Origin of the sequence: Saccharothrix sp. 6-C (assembly GCF_016695385.1) — a bacterium.
Taxonomy (GTDB): domain Bacteria; phylum Actinomycetota; class Actinomycetes; order Mycobacteriales; family Pseudonocardiaceae; genus Actinosynnema; species Actinosynnema texasense.
The window spans coordinates 6,391,070-6,409,237 of sequence record NZ_CP064192.1; the positions used below are offsets into that span (position 1 = coordinate 6,391,070).

Here is an 18,168-nt window from a genome sequence, read left to right on the forward strand (position 1 = left end):
GGCGCTGTGGAACCACTCAAAGTGACACGAGTGGTTCGACAAGACCCCAGTCGACCGACACTCGAAGGCTGATCCACTACCTTCGGTGAGCATCTTTGCACAGGCTGTCCAGAGGTTGGGGTATGCGGTGAGCGATCTTGACGCGGAATGGGCCGTACAGAGCAACCGGCGCCCGGTGGGCATCGTCGGAGCGGGCCCGGCGGGATTGACCTTGGGGAACCTGCTCCGCGAGGCCGGAATCCCCTGCGTGGTGCTGGAAAAAGGCACCCGCGAGTACATCGAGACCCGGCCGCGCGCCGGGGTGTTGGAGCACCGCGCGGTGCAAATGTTGACCGAGCACGGTCTCGCGGACCGGTTGCTCCAAGAGGCGGACAGGCATGGCGCGTGCGAATTCCGGGTGAACGGTGAAGCGCACGAGGTGGACTACGCCACCCTGTACGACGGCCAGACGCACTACATCTACCCCCAGCAGGAGGTCGTCCAGGACCTCGTGCGGGTCTACGTCGACGAGCGCGGCGGCGAGGTCCGGTGGTCCGTCACGGACGTGCAGGTGCACGGGGTCGAGTCCACGGAACCGGCTCTGACCTGGACGAACGCGGACGGCACCCGGGAGCGGCTCGACTGCTCGTTCATCGCGGGCGCGGACGGGTTCCACGGGGTGACGCGGCGCAGCATCCCGGCGGGCGCGGTGCAGGAGTTCAGCCACCAGCACGGCATCGAGTGGCTGAGCATCCTGGCCGAGGCCCCGCCATCCACCCACAAGGTGATTTACGCACTTCACCCGGATGGATTCGCGGGTCATATGCTCCGCAGTTCCACGGTTTCGCGCTACTACCTCCAGGTCCCGGTGGACGACACCGTCGACAACTGGCCGGACGAGCGGGTGTGGGCGGAGCTGCACAAGCGGCTGGCACTTCGGGACTCCGACTGGAAGCTCACCGAAGGGCGCATCGTCGAGAAGCGCATCCTCGACATGCGCAGTCACGTGGTCGAACCAATGAACCACGGCAACCTGTACCTGCTCGGCGACGCCGCGCACATCATCACCCCGGTGGGGGCCAAGGGGATGAACCTCGCGCTGCACGACGCCGAGGTGCTCGCCGACGCCCTGACGCGCTACCACCGAACGGGTGATGAGACGGGGCTGCGGAGCTACTCCGACGTGTGCCTGCGACGGGTGTGGCGTGCGCAGGAGTTCTCGCAGTGGATGGTGTTCATGATCCACCGGTCGCCGGAACCGTTCCTGAGCCGGTTGGGTCAAGCCCGACTCGAACACCTCATCGCCTCGGGGTCGTCCGCGGGCTATTTCGCCCAAAACTACGTGGGGCCCTAGGAAGAACATCTTACGATTAGCGGGGCCCGTTCCGGGGGGGAGCGCCCCGCACGGACACCGGGATACCGGCGCCTTGTTCTCCGCCACGACACAGGAATGTGCCGGCCCCGGAGAACAAGGCACTGGTCCGCCGGCAAAGGCCCACATTCGAAGTCCTGCCGCAACCACACATTCGCGCGCCTTGACCGATGCATTCGTCGCCGATTCCACCCAGTGGTCGGCCGGGCGCGCGCCACGACATCCCGTCGAGGGCCCACCGAGGCCGCCGGGACAATTGATGAATCCCTCCGCCGGGCCGCGCGGAAATGTGCCCGACGCACACGGCGCGTGATCGACCGGCGACCGAGCGGTGATCATGGGCGAAGGCCGGCCGCGCCGAGAAAGATGTCGAATCGTTGTGAACGATCGTCGTCGAAACCCGCACCCGAAAACGTTTCCGACCGGCCCGCGCACGACGAACGGGCGACCCCCGGCGCCGGCCCCTGAGAGGGCCGACGAGCCGCGGATCGCCCGTCCGGCGATGTGGCGCCTAGAAAAGGCCGATCACGTCGTAGCGCGCTCCTCGGCCTCGGCGCGCGAGGCCTCCGCCCGCTCCGCCTCGGCCCACTTCGCCGCCTGCTGCTCGTTCGCCTTGCGCCGCGCCTTGACCTCCTCGGAGGTCTTGCCGACGTTCAGCAGCCGCGCCACCTCGGCCCGCAGCGCGACGAACGCCTCGGACTCGCGGGTGGTGATCTGGTCGCGCTGCGCGGGCAGGTCGACCTTGAGGTCGGCCACCACCGACGCGGGCGACGTGGAGAGCACCAGGATCCGGTCGCCCAGGTAGACGCTCTCGTCGATGTCGTGCGTCACCACGAGGACCGTGGTGTCCTGTTCGGTGCGGACCTTCAGCAGCAGGTCCTCCAGCTCGAACCGGGTCTGCGCGTCCACCGAGGCGAACGGCTCGTCCATCAGCAGCAGCGCGGGCCGGTAGGCCAGGGCCCTGGCGATGGCGACGCGCTGCTGCATGCCGCCGGAGAGCTGCCACGGGTACTTGCGGCCGGCGTCGGACAGCCCGACCCACTCCAACGCCTCGGCCGCGCGGGCCCGGCGCTCGGCGCGGCCCAGGTTGCGGCGCAAGGGGAACTCGACGTTCTTCTGCACCGTCAGCCAGGGGAACAGCGAGCGGCTGTAGTCCTGGAACACCACGGCGAGGTCGTCGGGCACGCCGCGGACCTCGTCGCCGTGCAGGCTGACCTCGCCGCGGGTCGGGCGGATCAGGCCGGAGATGGTGCGCAGCAGCGTGGACTTGCCGCAGCCGGACGGGCCGACCACGCACACCAGCTCTCCGGTGCCGACGGTGAACGACAGGTCGGCGATCGCGGTGTGCGCGCCGTCCTTCGCCTGGTAGGTGTGGCCGAGGTCGGCCACTTCGAGCATCGCGGTCATACTGCTTTTTCCTCCACCGTCGCGGGGGTGCGCTCCTGCTTCGGCTGCCACGCGAGGGCTTGGCGCTCGAAGCCGAGGAGCACGGTGTTGAGGGCATAGCCGAGGACACCCAGGAGGATGATCCCGGCCCACATGTCGGGGAAGTCGAACTCCCGCTGTGCGACGAGGAGTTGCGACCCGATCCCGTTGTCGGTTCCGACGAGTTCGGACACGACCATGAGCACCAGCGACAGCGACAGGGAGACCCGCAACCCGGCGAAGATCTTCGGCGCCGCTGAGGGCAGGACGACACCGAGGATCCACTGTGGCTTCGGGATGCGGAACACCGCCGAGGTCTCGAACTTCGTGGCATCGACGGAACGGGCGCCGTCGATGCTGTTGAGCAGGATGGGCCACAGCACGCCGAAGATGATCGTGGCGAGCTGCATGGTGGTGCCGACGCTGAACACCAGCAGGAACACGGGCACCAGCAGGGGTGGCGGGATCGAGCGCATGAACGTCAGCAGCGGCCCGACGTACTCCGCGGCCTTGTCCGAGCGGCCCAGCGCCACGCCGAGCGAGACGCCCACGAGCGCCGCGATGCCCCAACCGGCGAGCAGCCGGCCGATGCTCGGGAACACGTGGTCGAACACCGTGTCGGTGAGGAACAGGTCACCGGCCGGTCCGGACAGCCACAGCTCGTGCGCCGCCGCGGCGATCTCGGTGGGGCGGGGGAAGAACGTGTCGTCGGCGTACCAGGTGAGCAGCTCCCAGACCACGACGAGGCCCACGAACACCGCCCACCGCTGCAGGAATCGACTCACGACCGACCTCCGGTGACCGCGCTCCAGCCGACCCAGCGGCGCTGCGCGCGTTCGAGCCCTTCGTTGAGCAGGTAGCCGATCACGCCCGCGACCGCGGTGCCGGCCAGGACGACGTCCATCCGGCCGCCGCCGCTGCGCGCGTTCGCGATGTACTGCCCGATGCCGCCGGAGCCGCCTTCCAGCAGCTCCACGCTGACGATCACGACCAGGCTGGTCGTGGCGGCGAGCCGGATGCCGGTCAGCACGAACGGCATCGCGCTCGGCAGCGCGACCGACGCCAGCACGCGCACCCGGCCGGCGCCGAACGCGCGCGCCGTCTCGACCAGCAGGGGGTCGAGCTCGTCGAGCGCGTAGATGGTGTTGAACAGGATGGGCCAGATCGCCGCGTACACCGCGAGGACGATCTTGGTCTCGGGCCCGATGCCGAGCAGCAGCACCGCCAGCGGGATCAGCGCCACCGAAGGGATGGGCCGCAGGAACTCGACCACGGCGCGGGTGGCGTGCCGCACGGGCGCCACGCTGCCCAGGACGAGGCCGAGCGGGACGGCGATCCCGACCGACAGCGCCACGGCGATGACCACCGCGAGGAGCGTCGCGACGACGTCCCGCAGGAAGGGCTCATCCCCCAACAGCTTCACGAGTTCCACCGCTACGACGGACGGCGGTGGCAAGTACTCCGCGGGAACCAGCCGGGACCGGCCGAACAGCTCCCAGATGACGAGGAACCCGGCCACACCGAGCAGTCCTCGGGTGAGCGCACGCACGCGCAAACGCCTCTTCCCAGTTGATCAACCCCAGCCAACCCGGCTCAATCTAGAGAGTGAAGTCCCCCGCCACAATGAGTGGCGGGAAAACTTCATGATGTGATCTTGCAAATTGCTGTCAGCGGGCGCTGAAGCGACCCGGTGGGCGGTCCCGCCCGGCTAGGGCCGGTCGCACGGCGGGTCGTAGGGCACGTCGGGGAAGTAGCCGGCCCACTGCCGGCCGGTGATCCCGGGGTGCGCGGTGGCGCAGATCCGGCGCACCACCTCGTCCAGGTCGGTCTCCCAGAACCGCAGCGCCGAGTCGCCCGCGCTCACCAGGGTGTGCCCGTCGGGCGCGAACGCCACCGAGCCGGCGCCCGACGAGTGCGCGGCGAACACCGCCGACCGGCGGACGGGCCCGTCGGCCGGCACGTCGTGCAGGCGCAGGTTCCCGTCGGCGTCCGCGACCACCAGCAGGTCGTCGTGCACCGCGACCGCGCGCACCGCCGGCCCGAGCGGCTCGGCGGAGGCGAACCGCACCGCCGAGTCGTCGCCCGGCTCGTGCCCCTCCTCGGGCTGGCGCCACAGCACGGCCTTGCCGTCGGACTCCACCGTCACCACGCCACCGGGCGCCGACGCCACCGCGGCGAAGTGCTTGGCGACGTCCAGGCCGTCGCGGCGGATCCGCCGGGGCCACATCGGCGTGGCCGTGTCCCACTCCTCGACCGACCCGCCGTGCTTGGCGACCACCAACCGGTCCCCGGTCCGGTCGAACGCCAGCGCGCTGGTCACGAGCTCCGGGTTGGCCTCGTCGACGAGCTCGGCGGTCTTCGTCGTGGTCGCCGCGTTCCACAGGCGCGTCACGCCGTCCTCGAGCCCGCCGGTGGCGAAGTGCCCGCCCTTCGGGCTGAACGCCACCAGGTTCGCCCGCCCGGCCTCGCCGACCAGGTCCGGCGAGGCCGGGTTGGCGGTCCGCCACACCCGCACCCGCGTGTCCTCGCCGACCGTGACCAGGTGCTCGCCGTCCGGGCTGAGCGCGGCGGCCCGGACCGGGCCGGGGTGCGCGGTCAACGGCCAGGCGGTGCGCGGGCCGCGCGGCTCGGAGATGTCGACGAGCCTCAGCACGCCCTCGACGTCCACCGTGGCGGCCAGGCCGCGGTCGGCGGCGACCACGACCGAGAGCAGCGTCGCCGGGTGCGCCACCGGCAGGTCGGTGAGGTCGGTGAGCCGGGCGGCGCGGTCGCTCCCCGTGGTGACCAGCGCGCGTCCCTCGTCGGTGAACGCCAGCGCGGTGACCACGTCGAGGTGGCCGTCGAGGGTGGCGGCCTCGACCGGCGCGTGCCGGTCGGTGACGTCCCACAGCCGCGCGGAGCGGTCGCCGCCCGCCGTGGCCAGCACCCGCGCGTCGCCGTCGAAGGCCAGGGCGCGCACGTCGCCACCGTGGCGCAGGGCGGCGGTCTGCCGCGCGGGTCCACCCCGGTCGGCGGCGTCCCACAGCCGCACCACCCGGTCCTCCCCCGCCGTGGCCAGCACCCGGCCGCCGTCGCCGACCGCCAGCGCGGTGACCGCGCCGACGCCGTCGACCAGGACGCCGGACGTGCCGGTGGCCAGGTCGACCGCGAGCACCCGGTCGCCGGCGCCGACCGCCACCACGTGCTCGGCGATGAACGCCACCTGGCCCGACGACTCGGCGGTCGGCGGCAGCTCCACCCGCGTGCCGCGGCCGGCCAGGTCCCACGCCCGAGCCGGCGCGGTGAGGAACCCGGCGACGAGGTGGCGGGCGTCCGGTGAGAACGCGAGGGCCAGCGTCGGCCCGTTCGACAGGTCGCTGAGCCGGTGCGTGATCACGGGATGGCGGGGGTCCGTCACCCGCCACACCACGATGTAGTCCTCCGACGCGCCGGCGAGCCACCGGCCGTCGTCGGAGAACGCCAGCACCTTGGGGACGCTCATCCCGGTGAGCACGCCGATGTGCTCCGGGCGGTGCGGGTCGGTGATGTCCATCAGGCGCACGTCGGCGGTGGTGGTGTCGTCGACGACGGCGAGCAGCGAGGCGGCCGGGCTGACGGCCATCGTGCGGACCGCCCCGACCCTGGTCGCGTACGGCCCGGTGAACGCGGCGAACAGCGCGTCCTCGGTCTCCGGCAGCGGCGCGAGCCGGTGCGCGGCGAGCGTGAGCTGCCACGACAGCGCCGGGTCGGTGTCGCGCAGCGCGGCGGCCTGGGTGATCACCTTGTGCGCCAACGCGATGTTGCGCTGCTCGGTCGCGGACCGCTCGGCGCGCACGGCGAACACGATCGCGCTGGACGCGAGCACCAGCAGCACCGCCATCACCGACACGAGCTGCCGCAGCCGCCGCGTGCGCCGGTGCTCGATCGCGCGCACCGCGTCGTCCGCGGCGATGCCGGCCTCCAGGAACCGGATCTCGCCGGGCGTGAGCCCCCGCGTCCCGTCGACCCACTCGCGCACGAGCGCCAGCCGGGCGCCCCGGTACAGCGCGCCGGGGTCGCGGTCCAGGGTCTCCCAGGTGTGCGCGGCCTCGGTCAGCATCCGCTGCACCCGCAGGCCCGCCCGGTCCTCGGCGATCCAGTCCCGCAGCCGCGGCCAGTTGCGGATCAACGCCTCGTGCGCCAGCTCCACCGAGTCCCGGTCCAGCACCACCAGCCGGGCCTGCGCCAACGCGGCCAGCACCGCCGCGCCGTCACCCTCGGCGTGGTGGTCGACCTCGGCGCGGGCGACGCGGCGCTTGGTGTCCTCGGTGCCCTCGCCGACCGCGATCAGCCGCAGGAACACCTGCTTGGCGATCAGCTGCCCGGCCGGGCCCATCGCCGTGTAGACGTGCTCGGCGCTGCGCGCGATCGAGTGCTCGACCCCGCCGACCTCCTCGTAGCCCGCCAGCGTCAACGCGACACCGCGTCGACGGCGCCACGTCTCCAGCAACGCGTGCGACACCAGCGGCAGCGCCGCGGGCTGACCGGCCGCGTCCGCGACCAGCCGGGTGACCAGCGCGGTCTCCACCTTGCAGCCGACTGCGACGGCGGGCGACACGATCGCCTCGCGCAGCTCGTCCGCGGTCATCGGGCCGACCAGGACGTGCCCGCCGCGCAGCGCCTCCACCAGCTCCGGGTACTGGCCGCAGTGCCCGAGGAAGTCGGCCCGCACCCCGAGCACCACCCGCGTGCGGCTGGTCGGCGCGGACGCGGCGGTGGTCAGCGCGGTGATGAACGCGGCCCGCTCGGCGGGGTCCTGGCACAGCGTGAAGACCTCTTCGAACTGGTCGACCACGATCAGCAGGTCGTCGTCGCCGCCGACCAGCGCCTGCCGCACGCGCAGGTGCAGGTTCCCCGGGTGGGCGGTGAACTCGGCGACCAGCGCGGGCGCGTCCCGGCCGGTGCTCGCGGCGACCCGCACCGCCAGCTCCTCCACCGGCCGCGCGCCGGGCGTGAGCACCACCGAGGGCCGGTCCCACGTCGCCACCAGGCCCGCCCGCAGCACCGACGACTTGCCCGACCCGGACGCGCCGAACACCCCGGCGAACCGCCGTTGCCCGACCAGTCCCACCACGTCGCGCACGACGCGGTCGCGGCCGAAGAACCGGTCCGCGTCACGCACCTGGAACGGCGCCAACCCCGGGTACGGGGCCTTGGTCCCCTCCGGCGGTGTGCGCGGGTTCGCGTCGGCGAGCCGTTCGGCCAGCGCCCGCCAGCGCGCCTCCCACGCCGCGGCGTCACCGCCGCAGGCGCGCACGTACGCCAGGGTGACCGCGAGGCTCGGCAGCTTCCGGCCGTTCGCCGCTTCCGACAGCGCCGCCGCCGAGTAGTGGGCGTCCCGGGCGAGCCGCCGGTAGGTGGGGCTGCCCGCCCGTTCCCGCAGGGCCCTCAGGTCGGCGGCGAACTCGCCGAGGTCACGGCTGTCCGCCCGTAACGGGCCCTCCGGTCTCGCCATCGGTCGTCGCCCTCCCCTTCGACGAGGGCGATTGTTCAGAAAAGCCTGTTCAGCGTCCACGCGCTGACACTGAACAACCCGTCTGCCGTAGGAATGGCGGTGGAGCCGCGTACGGGTTCCTCAGGGGGGAGGGGCGCTTGGTGGTGAAGGGGGACTCCACCAAGCGCCTCCCCGGCTACAGGCCGACGGCCTTGTAGAGGGAGCCGACTTCCTGGCGGTTGAGCACCCGCATCGAGCCGGGGCGCTGGTTGCCGAGGCGCACGTCGCCGACGGCGGTGCGGACCAGGCTCTCGACGGGGTGGCCGACGTGGTCGAGCAGGCGGCGCACGATGTGCTTGCGGCCCTCGTGCAGGACCACCTCGACCAGCGCCTTGCCCGGCATCGACGAGATCAGCTTGAACGAGTCGACCGCGATCGGGCCGTCCTCCAGCTCGACGCCCGCGCGCAGCCGCTTGCCCAGGTCCTTCGGGATCGGGCCGGGCACCTCGGCCAGGTAGGTCTTGGTGATCTCGTAGGACGGGTGCATCAGCCGGTGCGCGAGGTCGCCGTCGTTGGTCAGCAGCAGCAGGCCCTCGGTGTCGGCGTCCAACCTGCCGACGTGGAACAGGCGTTCCTTGCGGTTGTGCAGGTAGTCGCCGACGCACGGGCGGTGCGCGTCGTCGTGCATGGTGGACAGCACACCGCGCGGCTTGTTGAACGCGATGGTGACCACGTCTTCCTTGAGCACCACGCGCACGCCGTCGACGTGCACGACCGCGGTGTCCGGGTCGACGCGGCGGCCCTGCTCGCGGACCACCTCGCCGTCGACCTGGACGCGGCCGAGTTCGATCAGCTCCTCGGCGACCCGCCGCGAGGCGATGCCCGCCTTGGCGAGCACCTTCTGGAGCCGGATCCCCTCGGGGTGGGCCTGGTCAGACATCGTCGATCGCATCCACTTCGGGCAGGAGGGGGGCGATCGGCGGCAGGTCGCCCAACGACGACAGCCCCAACCGCTCCAGGAACAGTTCGGTCGTGCGGTAAAGGATGCCACCCGTGTCGGAGTCCGTGCCCGTCTCGGCGATCAGGCCGCGCGCGACGAGCGTGCGGATGACCCCGTCCACGTTCACCCCGCGCACCGCCGCGATCCGGGCCCTGGTCACGGGCTGCCGGTAGGCGATGACCGCGAGTGTCTCCAACGCGGCCCGGGTGAGCTTGGCGCGCTGCCCGTCGAGCAGCAGCTTCTCCACGAATGGCGCGAAGCGGTCCCGCGTGTAGAACCGCCAGCCGTCCCCGATTCTACGCAGGTCGATGCCGCTGCCCTGCCCGGTGTACCGGTCGGCCAGCCGGCGCAGTGCGGCGGTGACGCGCTTCACGGACTGGTCGAGGACGCCCGCGAGCTGCTCCTCGGCGATCGGGCTGTCCACGACGAGCAGGATCGACTCCAGCGCGCCGTCGAGCTCGGCGTCGTCGGAGAGGTCCGGCAGCCCGCCCGCCTCGGCCTCGTCGTCACCCTCCACGACCGTCGGCGGCGGCGGCGCCGTCACGCCGGCGGCCGGCGGCGCGGCGGCTTCCCCGGGCGTCCCGGCCGGCGGCCCGGACCCGGTCTCCCTGGCCTCCGCGGCCTGCTCGAACCCGGCCGCGACCGACTCCACCGCGACGTCGGGCCCGGCCGCCGGCGCGGGGCCGACTGCTCCGTGGTCGCTCACCCGTACTCCTCGTCCTCGTCACGGGCCTGCGCCCTCGCCTGGTCGACCGTGCCGCCGACCCACGTGATGCGCAGCTCGCCCAGCGGATCGGGCTGCTCGAAGGCCAGCGACTGCTCCCGGTACAGCTCCAGCAGCGCCAGGAACCGCGCCACGACCTCCATGGTCTCCGTGCACTCGGCGATCAGCTCGGCGAACGTCGCCGTGCCCAGCTCCGCCAGCCGTGCCCGCAGCATGTCCGCGTGCTCGCGCACGGACACCCGGTGCTGGTGGATGTGCGAGGTCGACACGGTCGGCGGCGGTTTGGGCCGGAACACGACCGCGGCGATCTCGCTGAACCGCCGCACGTCCACCCCGAGCATCACCTCGGGCAGCAGCCCCTCGTACCGCTGCTCCAACGCCACCGAGCGCGGGTAGCGCCGGTACGCGCCCCGCTCCAGCTCCGCGAACAGCGCCGCGACCTGCTTGTAGGCCCGGTACTGCAGCAGCCGCGCGAACAGCAGGTCCCGCGCCTCCAGCAGCGCCAGGTCCTCCTCGTCCTCCACGTCGCCCGAGGGCAGCAGCCGGGCCGCCTTGAGGTCGAGCAGGGTCGCCGCGATGACCAGGAACTCGGTCGTCTCGTCCAGGTCCCACTGGTCGCCCAACGCCCGGATGTAGGCGATGAAGTCGTCGGTGACGGTGTGCAGCGCCACCTCGGTCACGTCCAGCGTGTGCTGCGAGATCAGCTGGAGCAGCAGGTCGAACGGTCCCTCGAAGTTGGTGAGCTTGACCTTGAACCGGCCGTCGTCCGGCGCGGGCGGCTCCACCGCCTCGACCGGCGCGGCCTCGTCGGGTCCGGTCCCGACCACCTCGACCGGCGCGGCCACCCCTGGTTCGGTCCCGGGCGCGTCACCGCTCACTGCTCGCGCAACCTACGCACCAGCAGCGAGTCCTCGCCGTGCCCTTCGAGGTCGTCCAGCACGATCGCGATGGCCTCGCGGACCACGCGGCCGCGGTCGACCGCGAGACCGTGCTCGCCGCGCAGCGCCAGCCGCGCGTGCTCCAGCGCCAGCAGCTCCTCGTCGGACACGTACACGGTGATCTTCGTCGAGTGCTTCTGCCGCCCGGTGCCGCGCCGCTGCGCCGCGGGCTCCTGCGCGGGCACGTCGGCGGCGGCGCCGGTGGTGGTGAGGCGGAACAGCTCGGACGCGCCCGGCAGTGATGGGCGACGGGTCACCGGGCGATCACCTCGCGCGCCAACGCGCGGTAGGCCTTCGCGCCGCCCGAGCGCGGCGCCCAGCTGGTGATCGGCTCGCCGGCGACGGTCGTCTCCGGGAACCGGACGGTGCGGTTGATCACCGTGTCGAACACGACGTCGCCGAACGCCTCGACCACACGCGCCATCACCTCGCGGGAGTGCAGGGTGCGCGGGTCGTACATGGTGGCGAGGATGCCGGTGATCTCCAGCTTCGGGTTCAACCGCTCCCTGACCTTCTCGATGGTGTCTATCAACAGGGCGACCCCGCGCAGGCTGAAGAACTCGCACTCCAGCGGGATGAGGACGCCGTCAGCCGCCGCGAGGGCGTTGACCGTGAGCAGGCCGAGCGACGGCTGGCAGTCCACCAGCACGTAGTCGTAGTGCTCGATGACCGGGCGCAGGGTGCGCACCAGCGTGTGCTCCCGGCCCACCTCGGAGACCAGCTGGATCTCCGCGGCGGACAGGTCGATGTTGCTGGGCAGCAGGTCCATGCCCTCGACCGGGGTTCTCATGATCACATCGCGGACGCCGACGTCGCGTTCCATGATCACGTTGTAGATCGTCTGGTCGAGCTGGTGCGGGTGCACGCCGAGGCCGACCGACAACGCGCCCTGCGGGTCGAAGTCGACCAGCAGCACCTTGCGGCCGTACTCGGTCAGCGCCGCGCCGAGGTTGATGGTGGACGTGGTCTTGCCGACCCCGCCCTTCTGGTTGCACACCGCGAGGATCTTCGCCGGGCCGTGCCCGGCGACGAGCGGTGGGTCGGCGACGTAGCGCAACGGGCGGCCCGTCGGCCCGATGTCGCCCGCGACCTGCTCGGTCGCGTCTTCGTCCGCGGGTGCGGCGTGCGGGGCGAGGCTCAGCTCGACCGAGGCGCGCGGCACACCGGACGGTTGCGGGGGTGGTGGGGGTGGGCCCCACGCCTGACCCGCGTGCTCCGGTGTCGACATCGCCTTCCCGATTCCTAGTCCTCTGCCTGGGCGCAGCCTAGGCACACCGGGGGCCACCGGCAACGCGCCCCGCCGAAGCGCGGTCGATCGTTCTCAGCGCGTGTCGCGAGGTTCGGGGCGGCGGGTGGACGCGTCGGCGGCGCCGGCTGCCACCCCGGGCTGCCGACCCGGGTTGTCGGCGCAGGCTGTCGGCGCAGGCTGTCGGTCCGGGACTCAGGACGCCGCGCCCGCCGGCGTCCCGGACCGGTCGGCGGTGTGGTGGCCGAGGTCGCGGCAGTGCCGCTCGGCCGCGCGGAGCACGACGTCGAGCAGCCCGGGGAACAGCTCGTCGAGGTCGTCGCGGCGCAGCGACACCCACCGCTGGTTGCCGCGGGCCCTGGTCCGGGTGATGCCCGCTTCCCGCAGCACGCGCAGGTGCTGCGACAACGTCGACTTGGCGACCTCCACCATGAGCGCGCCGCACAGCCGCTCACCGTCGGACTCGATCTGCCGCACCACCGCCAGCCGGGTGGCGTCGCTCAACGCGTGCAGCACCGCGCCCAGCTCGATCGCGCTGCGCTCGGGCTCGTCCAAGTTCGGCACCGGGTCGACACCTCCAGCTCGTCGGGCTCATCGGAAGCGGGTGGGGTCCCGGTCGGGCGAGCGCCCACGGTACCCGTGGCCGGCTCATGTTCCACCCGATGCGCGAGGATGGGCGGTCGCGTACACCTCGCGCAAGGTGTTGACGGTGACCAGTGTGTAGACCTGCGTCGTCGTCACGGAGGCGTGACCCAGCAGTTCCTGCACGACCCGCACGTCCGCGCCGCCTTCCAGCAGGTGGGTGGCGAACGAGTGCCTCAGCGTGTGCGGCGAGACCTCGGCTTCGACCCCCGCGCGTTCGGCCGCGGCCTTCAGCACGTGCCACGCCGTCTGCCTGGTCAACCTGCCGCCCCGGGCGTTGAGGAACAGCGCGGGCGTGCCGCGCTTGGCCAGCGCCGGGCGGGCTCGCACGAGGTAGGCCTCCAGCGCCGCGAGCGCCGGACGGCCCACGGGCACGATGCGCTGCTTGCCGCCCTTGCCGTCGAGCAGCACGGTGCGTTCGGCGGCGTCGACGTCGTCCACGTCGAGCCCGACCACTTCGGAGATCCGCGCGCCGCTGGAGTACAGCAGCTCCAGCAGCGCGCGGTCGCGCAGGTGGGCCGGGGTGTCGGTGGGGCCTTCGAGGAGCTTCAGCACGTCGTCGACGGGCAGGGCCTTGGGCAGCCGGCGCGGCGGGGTCGGCGGGTGGACGGCGCGCGCCGGGTCGTGCGCCGTGATGCCTTCGAGGTGCGCGAACTTGTGCAGGCCGCGCACGGCGACCAGGGTGCGGGCCGCGGAGGAGGCCGCCAACCCGGCTTCGCGCAACGTGGCCAGGAAGTCCCCGACCAGCGCTTCGGTGACGTCGGCCAGGTCGTGCACCCCGCCGGCCGCCAGGTGCGCGGCGTACCGGCGCAGGTCCCGCCCGTAGGAGTCGAGCGTGTTGCGCGCCGTGCCCCGCTCCACCGCCAGGTGGTCGAGGTACGCCCGCACCGCACGTGAGACGGGCGTCACCACCTGCTCCGGGTCCGCCGGACCGCTCCCCTCGCGAGGGCTCACCGCCGGGCCGGCAGCACCGGCCGCGCCCCGCGCGCCGTCACCGGGTCGTCGCCGATCGCCTGCCGGAAGTCCTGGTCCACCAACGCCGTCACGTAGGGCAGTGTGACGTTCCCGAGCGCCCACGTCGAACTGCGCGGCGCCGCTCACCCGCCGGGGCGAATTCCGGTCGGGAACTCCGGCCGCGCCCGTGACGAGCAGGTCGACCAGCGCGTTCCGGCTCGGAGGACGGCCTGCGGCTGTTAGCGTTCAGGTGTGTCGGAACCACACCAGGTGCGCATCGGCGACCAGCAGCGCGAAGAGGCGATCAGCGCGCTGAACGACCACTTCGCGGCCGGTCGCCTGGAGATCGGCGAGTACGAGCAGCGCGTCGGCTACGCGTCCGCGGCCCAGTCCGCGCAGGAGCTGGCCGCGCTGTTCCACGACCTGCCGCAACCGCACCCGGTGTTCCTGCCGCCGGGCTACCCGCCGACGGCCGCGTACCCGCCGCCCGGCTACACCGCCCCACCCGGCTACACCGCCCCACCCGGTTACGCGGGCACGCCCGGCCAGGGCTTCCCCGGCTACCCGCCGCCCGGCTACGCGGACCCGTCCCAGACCCACGGCGCCGCGTACGGCTACCCGCCCGGGTTCACCCCGAACGCGCCGTACGGCCTGGACCCGCTGACCGGCCGGCCGCTGTCGGACAAGTCGCGCATCGCGGCGGGCGTGCTGCAGCTCGCGCTGCCGTTCGGCATCGGCCGGTTCTACATGGGTGACACGGCGATCGGCATCGCCCAGCTGCTGACCTGCGGCGGGTGCGGCATCTGGTCGCTGATCGACGGGATCATCCTGCTGGTCAACGGCGGCACCGACAGCCAGGGCCGCAAGCTACGCGACTAGGTTCCGGGCGAGCATCCACGTGACGGCCAGCGCCACCACCGGCACGCCGACCTTCCCCGACACCGGCGGCGTCGGCCGGCCTCGCCTGGCCGCCCGGAACCACCGCGCCCACAGCCACACCAGCAGCGGCAGCCCCACCAGCAGCATCACCGCGTTGAAGTGCCAGGCGCCGACCAGGTCGCCGTGCAGCAGGGCGTGCACCATCCGGGTCGACCCGCAGGCCGGGCACTGGATGCCGGTCAACGCGTAGAGCGGGCACGGCGGCAGGAGCGACCCGGGCTGGTTGGGGTCCACGAACAACAGCACCCCGCACCCGCCCACCGCCGCCGCGGCCACCGCCAACGGCCATCGCACGCCCACGAACGCCATTATCCGCTCCCAGACCTCGGACACCCACCGATCATGGGCTTCTCCTGGTACGCGCGCCGCGCCGCCGACGCGACTTCGCCCCTGCCGCACCGCGCGTCGTCGTTCCGCTCGTGCGTGCGGCGCTGCCACGCGGCGCCGTACGAGGACACCATGCGGTACCTGGAACTGGTGGCGGGCCCGTTCCAGCACGACGAGCGGGCGTTGACGGCGGCGCTGGACGTGCTGCTGGTGCTGCGGGACCGGTGGAAGCTGCACCTGGCGGCCTGCGCGGCGGTCCGCCGGGCGGAGAAGCGGCAGGGCCGGCGGACACCGCGCGGCGCCACGCCGTTCGACCGCGAGTACGAGCGCCCGCCCCTGCCCGACCTGCACCTGAACGGGCGCCCCGGCGGGCCCTGAACGTTCAACTCACGTGTTCCGAACGTAGGACACACCTGTTCCGAACGTAGGACACGCGTGTTCTGGACGTAGGACACGCGGGGGCCGGAGGTACGACTCCCGCGAGAGTCGTACGTCCAGCGCCCGCGTGCCGCACGTCCGGGCGCCGCGAGTTCCGGGTCAGGAACTGCGGGCGGCGAAGCGGGTCGGGCGGTCGGTGAACGGGGCGTCGGAGGGGCGCCCCGTTCCGCCGCCGGTGATCACGGCGTGCGCGGCGAGCAGCCCGGACACGGCGGGGCCGTTGACGATCTCCCCGGCCAGGACCATGTCCACCGCCTCGGCCAACGGGAAGCTCTTCGCCTCCAGGTCGGCCTCTTCGTCGCCCTGCACGTCACGATCGACCTCGGTGAGCCCACGAGCCAGGAACACCCGCACCACCTCGTCGGTGAACCCGGGTGACACGGCGACGTCCACCAACGTCACCCACTCCGACGCCGCCAGCCCGACCTCCTCGGCCAGTTCCCGCTCCGCGGCGGCCAGCGGCGTCTCGTCACCCCCGTCCAACAGCCCGGCCGGCAGCTCCCAGAGCCGCCGGCCCAACGGGTGCCGGTACTGGTGGATCAACCTCACCGCACCGGCCTCGTCCAAGGCCACCACCGCCACCGCGCCGAGGTGTTCCACCACCTCGCGCGATGCCGTACCGCCACCAGGCATGGCGACCTCGTCCACCCGCAACGCGACGACGCGCCCGACGTGCACGTCCCGCGACGAAACAGTCCCGAACTCGTGCCGAGGAGTCACTGCGCGGCCCCCGCGGTCTCGGGCAGCGGCAGCCGGTCGGCCAGCCGGTAGTCCAACGCCGCCTTCACGAACGCCGCGAACAGCGGGTGCGGGCGGGTCGGGCGGGACTTCAGCTCCGGATGCGCCTGCGTGGCCACGAAGAACGGGTGCACGTCGGCGGGCAGCTCGACGAACTCCACCAGCCGCCCGTCCGGCGACGTCCCGGAGAACACCAACCCCGCGTCGCCCAGCTTCGAGCGGTAGGCGTTGTTGACCTCGTACCGGTGCCGGTGCCGCTCGGACACCTCCAGCGACCCGTACGCCGCCGCCACCTGCGAACCCGGCAGCAACGACGCCGGGTAGGCGCCGAGCCGCATCGTGCCGCCCATGTCCCGCTGCCCGGAGACGACGTCCTCCTGGTCGGCCATGGTGCTGATCACCGGCGACCCGGTGTCCTCGAACTCCGAGGAGTTCGCGTCGGCGATGCCCGCGAGGTTCCGCGCCGCCTCGATGACCAGGCACTGCAACCCCAGGCACAGGCCCAGCAGCGGGATGCCGCGGGTCCGGGCGTAGGTGATCGCGCCGATCTTGCCCTCGATGCCGCGCACCCCGAACCCGCCGGGGATGAGGATCGCGTCGAGCCCGCCCAGGGCGTGCGCCGCGCCGGACGGCGTCTGGCACTCGTCGGACGGCACCCACACGATCTCGACCTTGGTGCGGTGCGCGAACCCGCCGGCCCGCAGCGCCTCGGTCACCGACAGGTAGGCGTCGGGCAGGTCGACGTACTTGCCGACCAGGCCGACGCGGACCTTCTCGGACGGGTTGTGCACGCGCTCGAGCAGGTCGCCCCACACGGTCCAGTCGACGTCGCGGAACGGCAGGTCCAACCGCCGCACCACGTACGCGTCCAGGCCCTCGCCGTGCAGCACCTTGGGGATGTCGTAGATGGACCGCGCGTCCACCGCCGCCACCACGGCTTCGTTGTCCACGTCGCACATCAGGCCGATCTTGCGCTTGAGCGCGTCCGGGATCTCCCGGTCCGCCCGGCACACGATGGCGTCGGGCTGGATGCCGATGTTGCGCAGCGCGGCCACGGAGTGCTGCGTCGGCTTGGTCTTCAGCTCGCCCGACGGCGCGAGGTAGGGCACCAGCGACACGTGCAGGAAGAACACGTTGTCGCGGCCGACGTCGTGGCGCACCTGCCGGCACGCCTCCAGGAACGGCAGCGACTCGATGTCGCCGACCGTGCCGCCGACCTCGGTGATCACCACGTCCGGGACGACGCCGTCGGGGCCCGGCTCGGCCATGGCCCGGATGCGCCGCTTGATCTCGTCGGTGATGTGCGGGATCACCTGGACGGTGTCGCCCAGGTACTCGCCGCGCCGCTCCTTGGCGATGACCTCGGAGTACACCTGCCCGGTGGTCACGTTCGCGTCACCGGAGAGGTCCCGCGCCAGGAACCGCTCGTAGTGGCCGATGTCGAGGTCGGTCTCCGCGCCGTCGTCGGTGACGAACACCTCGCCGTGCTGGAACGGGTTCATCGTGCCCGGGTCCACGTTGAGGTAGGGGTCGAGCTTCTGCATGGTCACCCGGAGACCACGAGAGGTGAGCAGCTGTCCGAGGCTGGACGCGGTCAACCCCTTGCCGAGGGACGACGCGACACCCCCGGTGACGAAAACGTGCTTGGTCGTACGTGCCTGCTGCACCAAGGAGGCTCCCCGTGGTCTGGATGTCCGCTAGGGGCCGGCTGCGGTGGTTCCGCACAGCTCAGCGCCCTGTCCACGGGCCCTAACGCTAACACGCCGCCGGTCACCCAGCGCGCCGGCGGGCACCCAAGCGGGTCACTCGGATGGCCTAGGCAGGCTCGAACAGGCGACCACAGGGCCGCGAACGTCCCGGGAACCACGCGAGAACAGCCCGCGAACCGCACGAGAACCAACCACTGGAGAACACCGTCGCCGAACCGGCACGGCGCGAGGCATCCGTCCGCCCGAGCCGACGCCACCGCGAACCCCCGGCTCCGGGCGGCCGGC

The 18,168-nt window shown here is 72.4% G+C and carries 17 protein-coding genes; 3 read left to right on the plus strand and 14 right to left on the minus strand.

Annotation, left to right across the window (positions count from 1 at the left end; translation table 11 throughout):
• Positions 1-85 precede the first annotated feature (85 nt).
• Positions 86-1,333 (plus strand): 4-hydroxybenzoate 3-monooxygenase, encoded by a 1,248-nt coding sequence (locus IOD16_RS26815; RefSeq protein WP_236594408.1) that lies wholly within the window; start codon positions 86-88, stop codon positions 1,331-1,333.
• Between the two features lie 543 nt (positions 1,334-1,876).
• Here the strand turns inward: IOD16_RS26815 and IOD16_RS26820 are convergent.
• The 11 genes from IOD16_RS26820 to xerD form a co-directional block, all read right to left on the minus strand.
• The gene (locus IOD16_RS26820; protein ID WP_123746364.1) at positions 1,877-2,758 is read right to left on the minus strand and encodes an ABC transporter ATP-binding protein; all 882 of its coding nucleotides are present in this window, start codon (positions 2,756-2,758) and stop codon (positions 1,877-1,879) included.
• Complete coding sequence (locus IOD16_RS26825) at positions 2,755-3,561, minus strand: ABC transporter permease (protein ID WP_123746363.1); 807 nt, start codon at positions 3,559-3,561, stop codon at positions 2,755-2,757. Before IOD16_RS26825 ends, IOD16_RS26820 begins: the two co-directional genes overlap by 4 nt.
• Positions 3,558-4,325: an ABC transporter permease gene (locus IOD16_RS26830; protein WP_123746362.1), complete on the minus strand. Its 768-nt coding sequence runs from the start codon at positions 4,323-4,325 to the stop codon at positions 3,558-3,560. Before IOD16_RS26830 ends, IOD16_RS26825 begins: the two co-directional genes overlap by 4 nt.
• A gap of 159 nt (positions 4,326-4,484) precedes the next feature.
• The gene (locus IOD16_RS26835; protein ID WP_201436601.1) at positions 4,485-8,249 is read right to left on the minus strand and encodes an nSTAND1 domain-containing NTPase; all 3,765 of its coding nucleotides are present in this window, start codon (positions 8,247-8,249) and stop codon (positions 4,485-4,487) included.
• 175 nt (positions 8,250-8,424) lie between these two features.
• Entirely contained in the window at positions 8,425-9,168 is a 744-nt protein-coding gene (locus IOD16_RS26840) for a pseudouridine synthase (RefSeq protein WP_170185271.1), read from the minus strand.
• Entirely contained in the window at positions 9,161-9,934 is a 774-nt protein-coding gene (scpB, locus tag IOD16_RS26845) for an SMC-Scp complex subunit ScpB (RefSeq protein ID WP_328809361.1), read from the minus strand. The genes IOD16_RS26840 and scpB overlap by 8 nt, the downstream gene beginning before the upstream one ends.
• Entirely contained in the window at positions 9,931-10,830 is a 900-nt protein-coding gene (locus IOD16_RS26850; protein ID WP_442978061.1) for a segregation and condensation protein A, read from the minus strand. Before IOD16_RS26850 ends, scpB begins: the two co-directional genes overlap by 4 nt.
• Positions 10,827-11,147: a hypothetical protein gene (locus IOD16_RS26855; protein ID WP_123746359.1), complete on the minus strand. Its 321-nt coding sequence runs from the start codon at positions 11,145-11,147 to the stop codon at positions 10,827-10,829. Before IOD16_RS26855 ends, IOD16_RS26850 begins: the two co-directional genes overlap by 4 nt.
• Positions 11,144-12,118, minus strand: a complete 975-nt coding sequence (locus IOD16_RS26860; protein WP_201436602.1) for a ParA family protein — start codon at positions 12,116-12,118, stop codon at positions 11,144-11,146. The genes IOD16_RS26855 and IOD16_RS26860 overlap by 4 nt, the downstream gene beginning before the upstream one ends.
• A gap of 213 nt (positions 12,119-12,331) precedes the next feature.
• The gene (locus tag IOD16_RS26865; protein WP_123746357.1) at positions 12,332-12,700 is read right to left on the minus strand and encodes an ArsR/SmtB family transcription factor; all 369 of its coding nucleotides are present in this window, start codon (positions 12,698-12,700) and stop codon (positions 12,332-12,334) included.
• Between the two features lie 84 nt (positions 12,701-12,784).
• Positions 12,785-13,690, minus strand: coding sequence for a site-specific tyrosine recombinase XerD (gene xerD / locus IOD16_RS26870; protein WP_123746356.1), 906 nt, complete (start codon positions 13,688-13,690; stop codon positions 12,785-12,787).
• Between the two features lie 294 nt (positions 13,691-13,984).
• Between xerD and IOD16_RS26875 the strand changes: the two genes are divergently transcribed.
• The gene (locus IOD16_RS26875) at positions 13,985-14,611 is read left to right on the plus strand and encodes a DUF1707 domain-containing protein (RefSeq protein ID WP_201436603.1); all 627 of its coding nucleotides are present in this window, start codon (positions 13,985-13,987) and stop codon (positions 14,609-14,611) included.
• Here IOD16_RS26875 and IOD16_RS26880 read toward each other — a convergent pair.
• Positions 14,600-15,004: a DUF2752 domain-containing protein gene (locus IOD16_RS26880; protein ID WP_236594409.1), complete on the minus strand. Its 405-nt coding sequence runs from the start codon at positions 15,002-15,004 to the stop codon at positions 14,600-14,602. The genes IOD16_RS26875 and IOD16_RS26880 overlap by 12 nt on opposite strands.
• A gap of 9 nt (positions 15,005-15,013) precedes the next feature.
• On the opposite strand from IOD16_RS26880, the gene IOD16_RS26885 reads away from it, so the two are divergent.
• Positions 15,014-15,376, plus strand: coding sequence for a hypothetical protein (locus tag IOD16_RS26885; protein ID WP_201436604.1), 363 nt, complete (start codon positions 15,014-15,016; stop codon positions 15,374-15,376).
• Positions 15,377-15,535: 159 nt separating this feature from the next.
• Here the strand turns inward: IOD16_RS26885 and IOD16_RS26890 are convergent, their stop codons facing one another.
• Both IOD16_RS26890 and IOD16_RS26895 read right to left on the minus strand, forming a co-directional pair.
• Complete coding sequence (locus IOD16_RS26890; protein WP_281277821.1) at positions 15,536-16,114, minus strand: NUDIX domain-containing protein; 579 nt, start codon at positions 16,112-16,114, stop codon at positions 15,536-15,538.
• A gap of 38 nt (positions 16,115-16,152) precedes the next feature.
• Positions 16,153-17,841, minus strand: coding sequence for a CTP synthase (locus tag IOD16_RS26895; protein WP_442978062.1), 1,689 nt, complete (start codon positions 17,839-17,841; stop codon positions 16,153-16,155).
• Positions 17,842-18,168 lie beyond the last annotated feature (327 nt).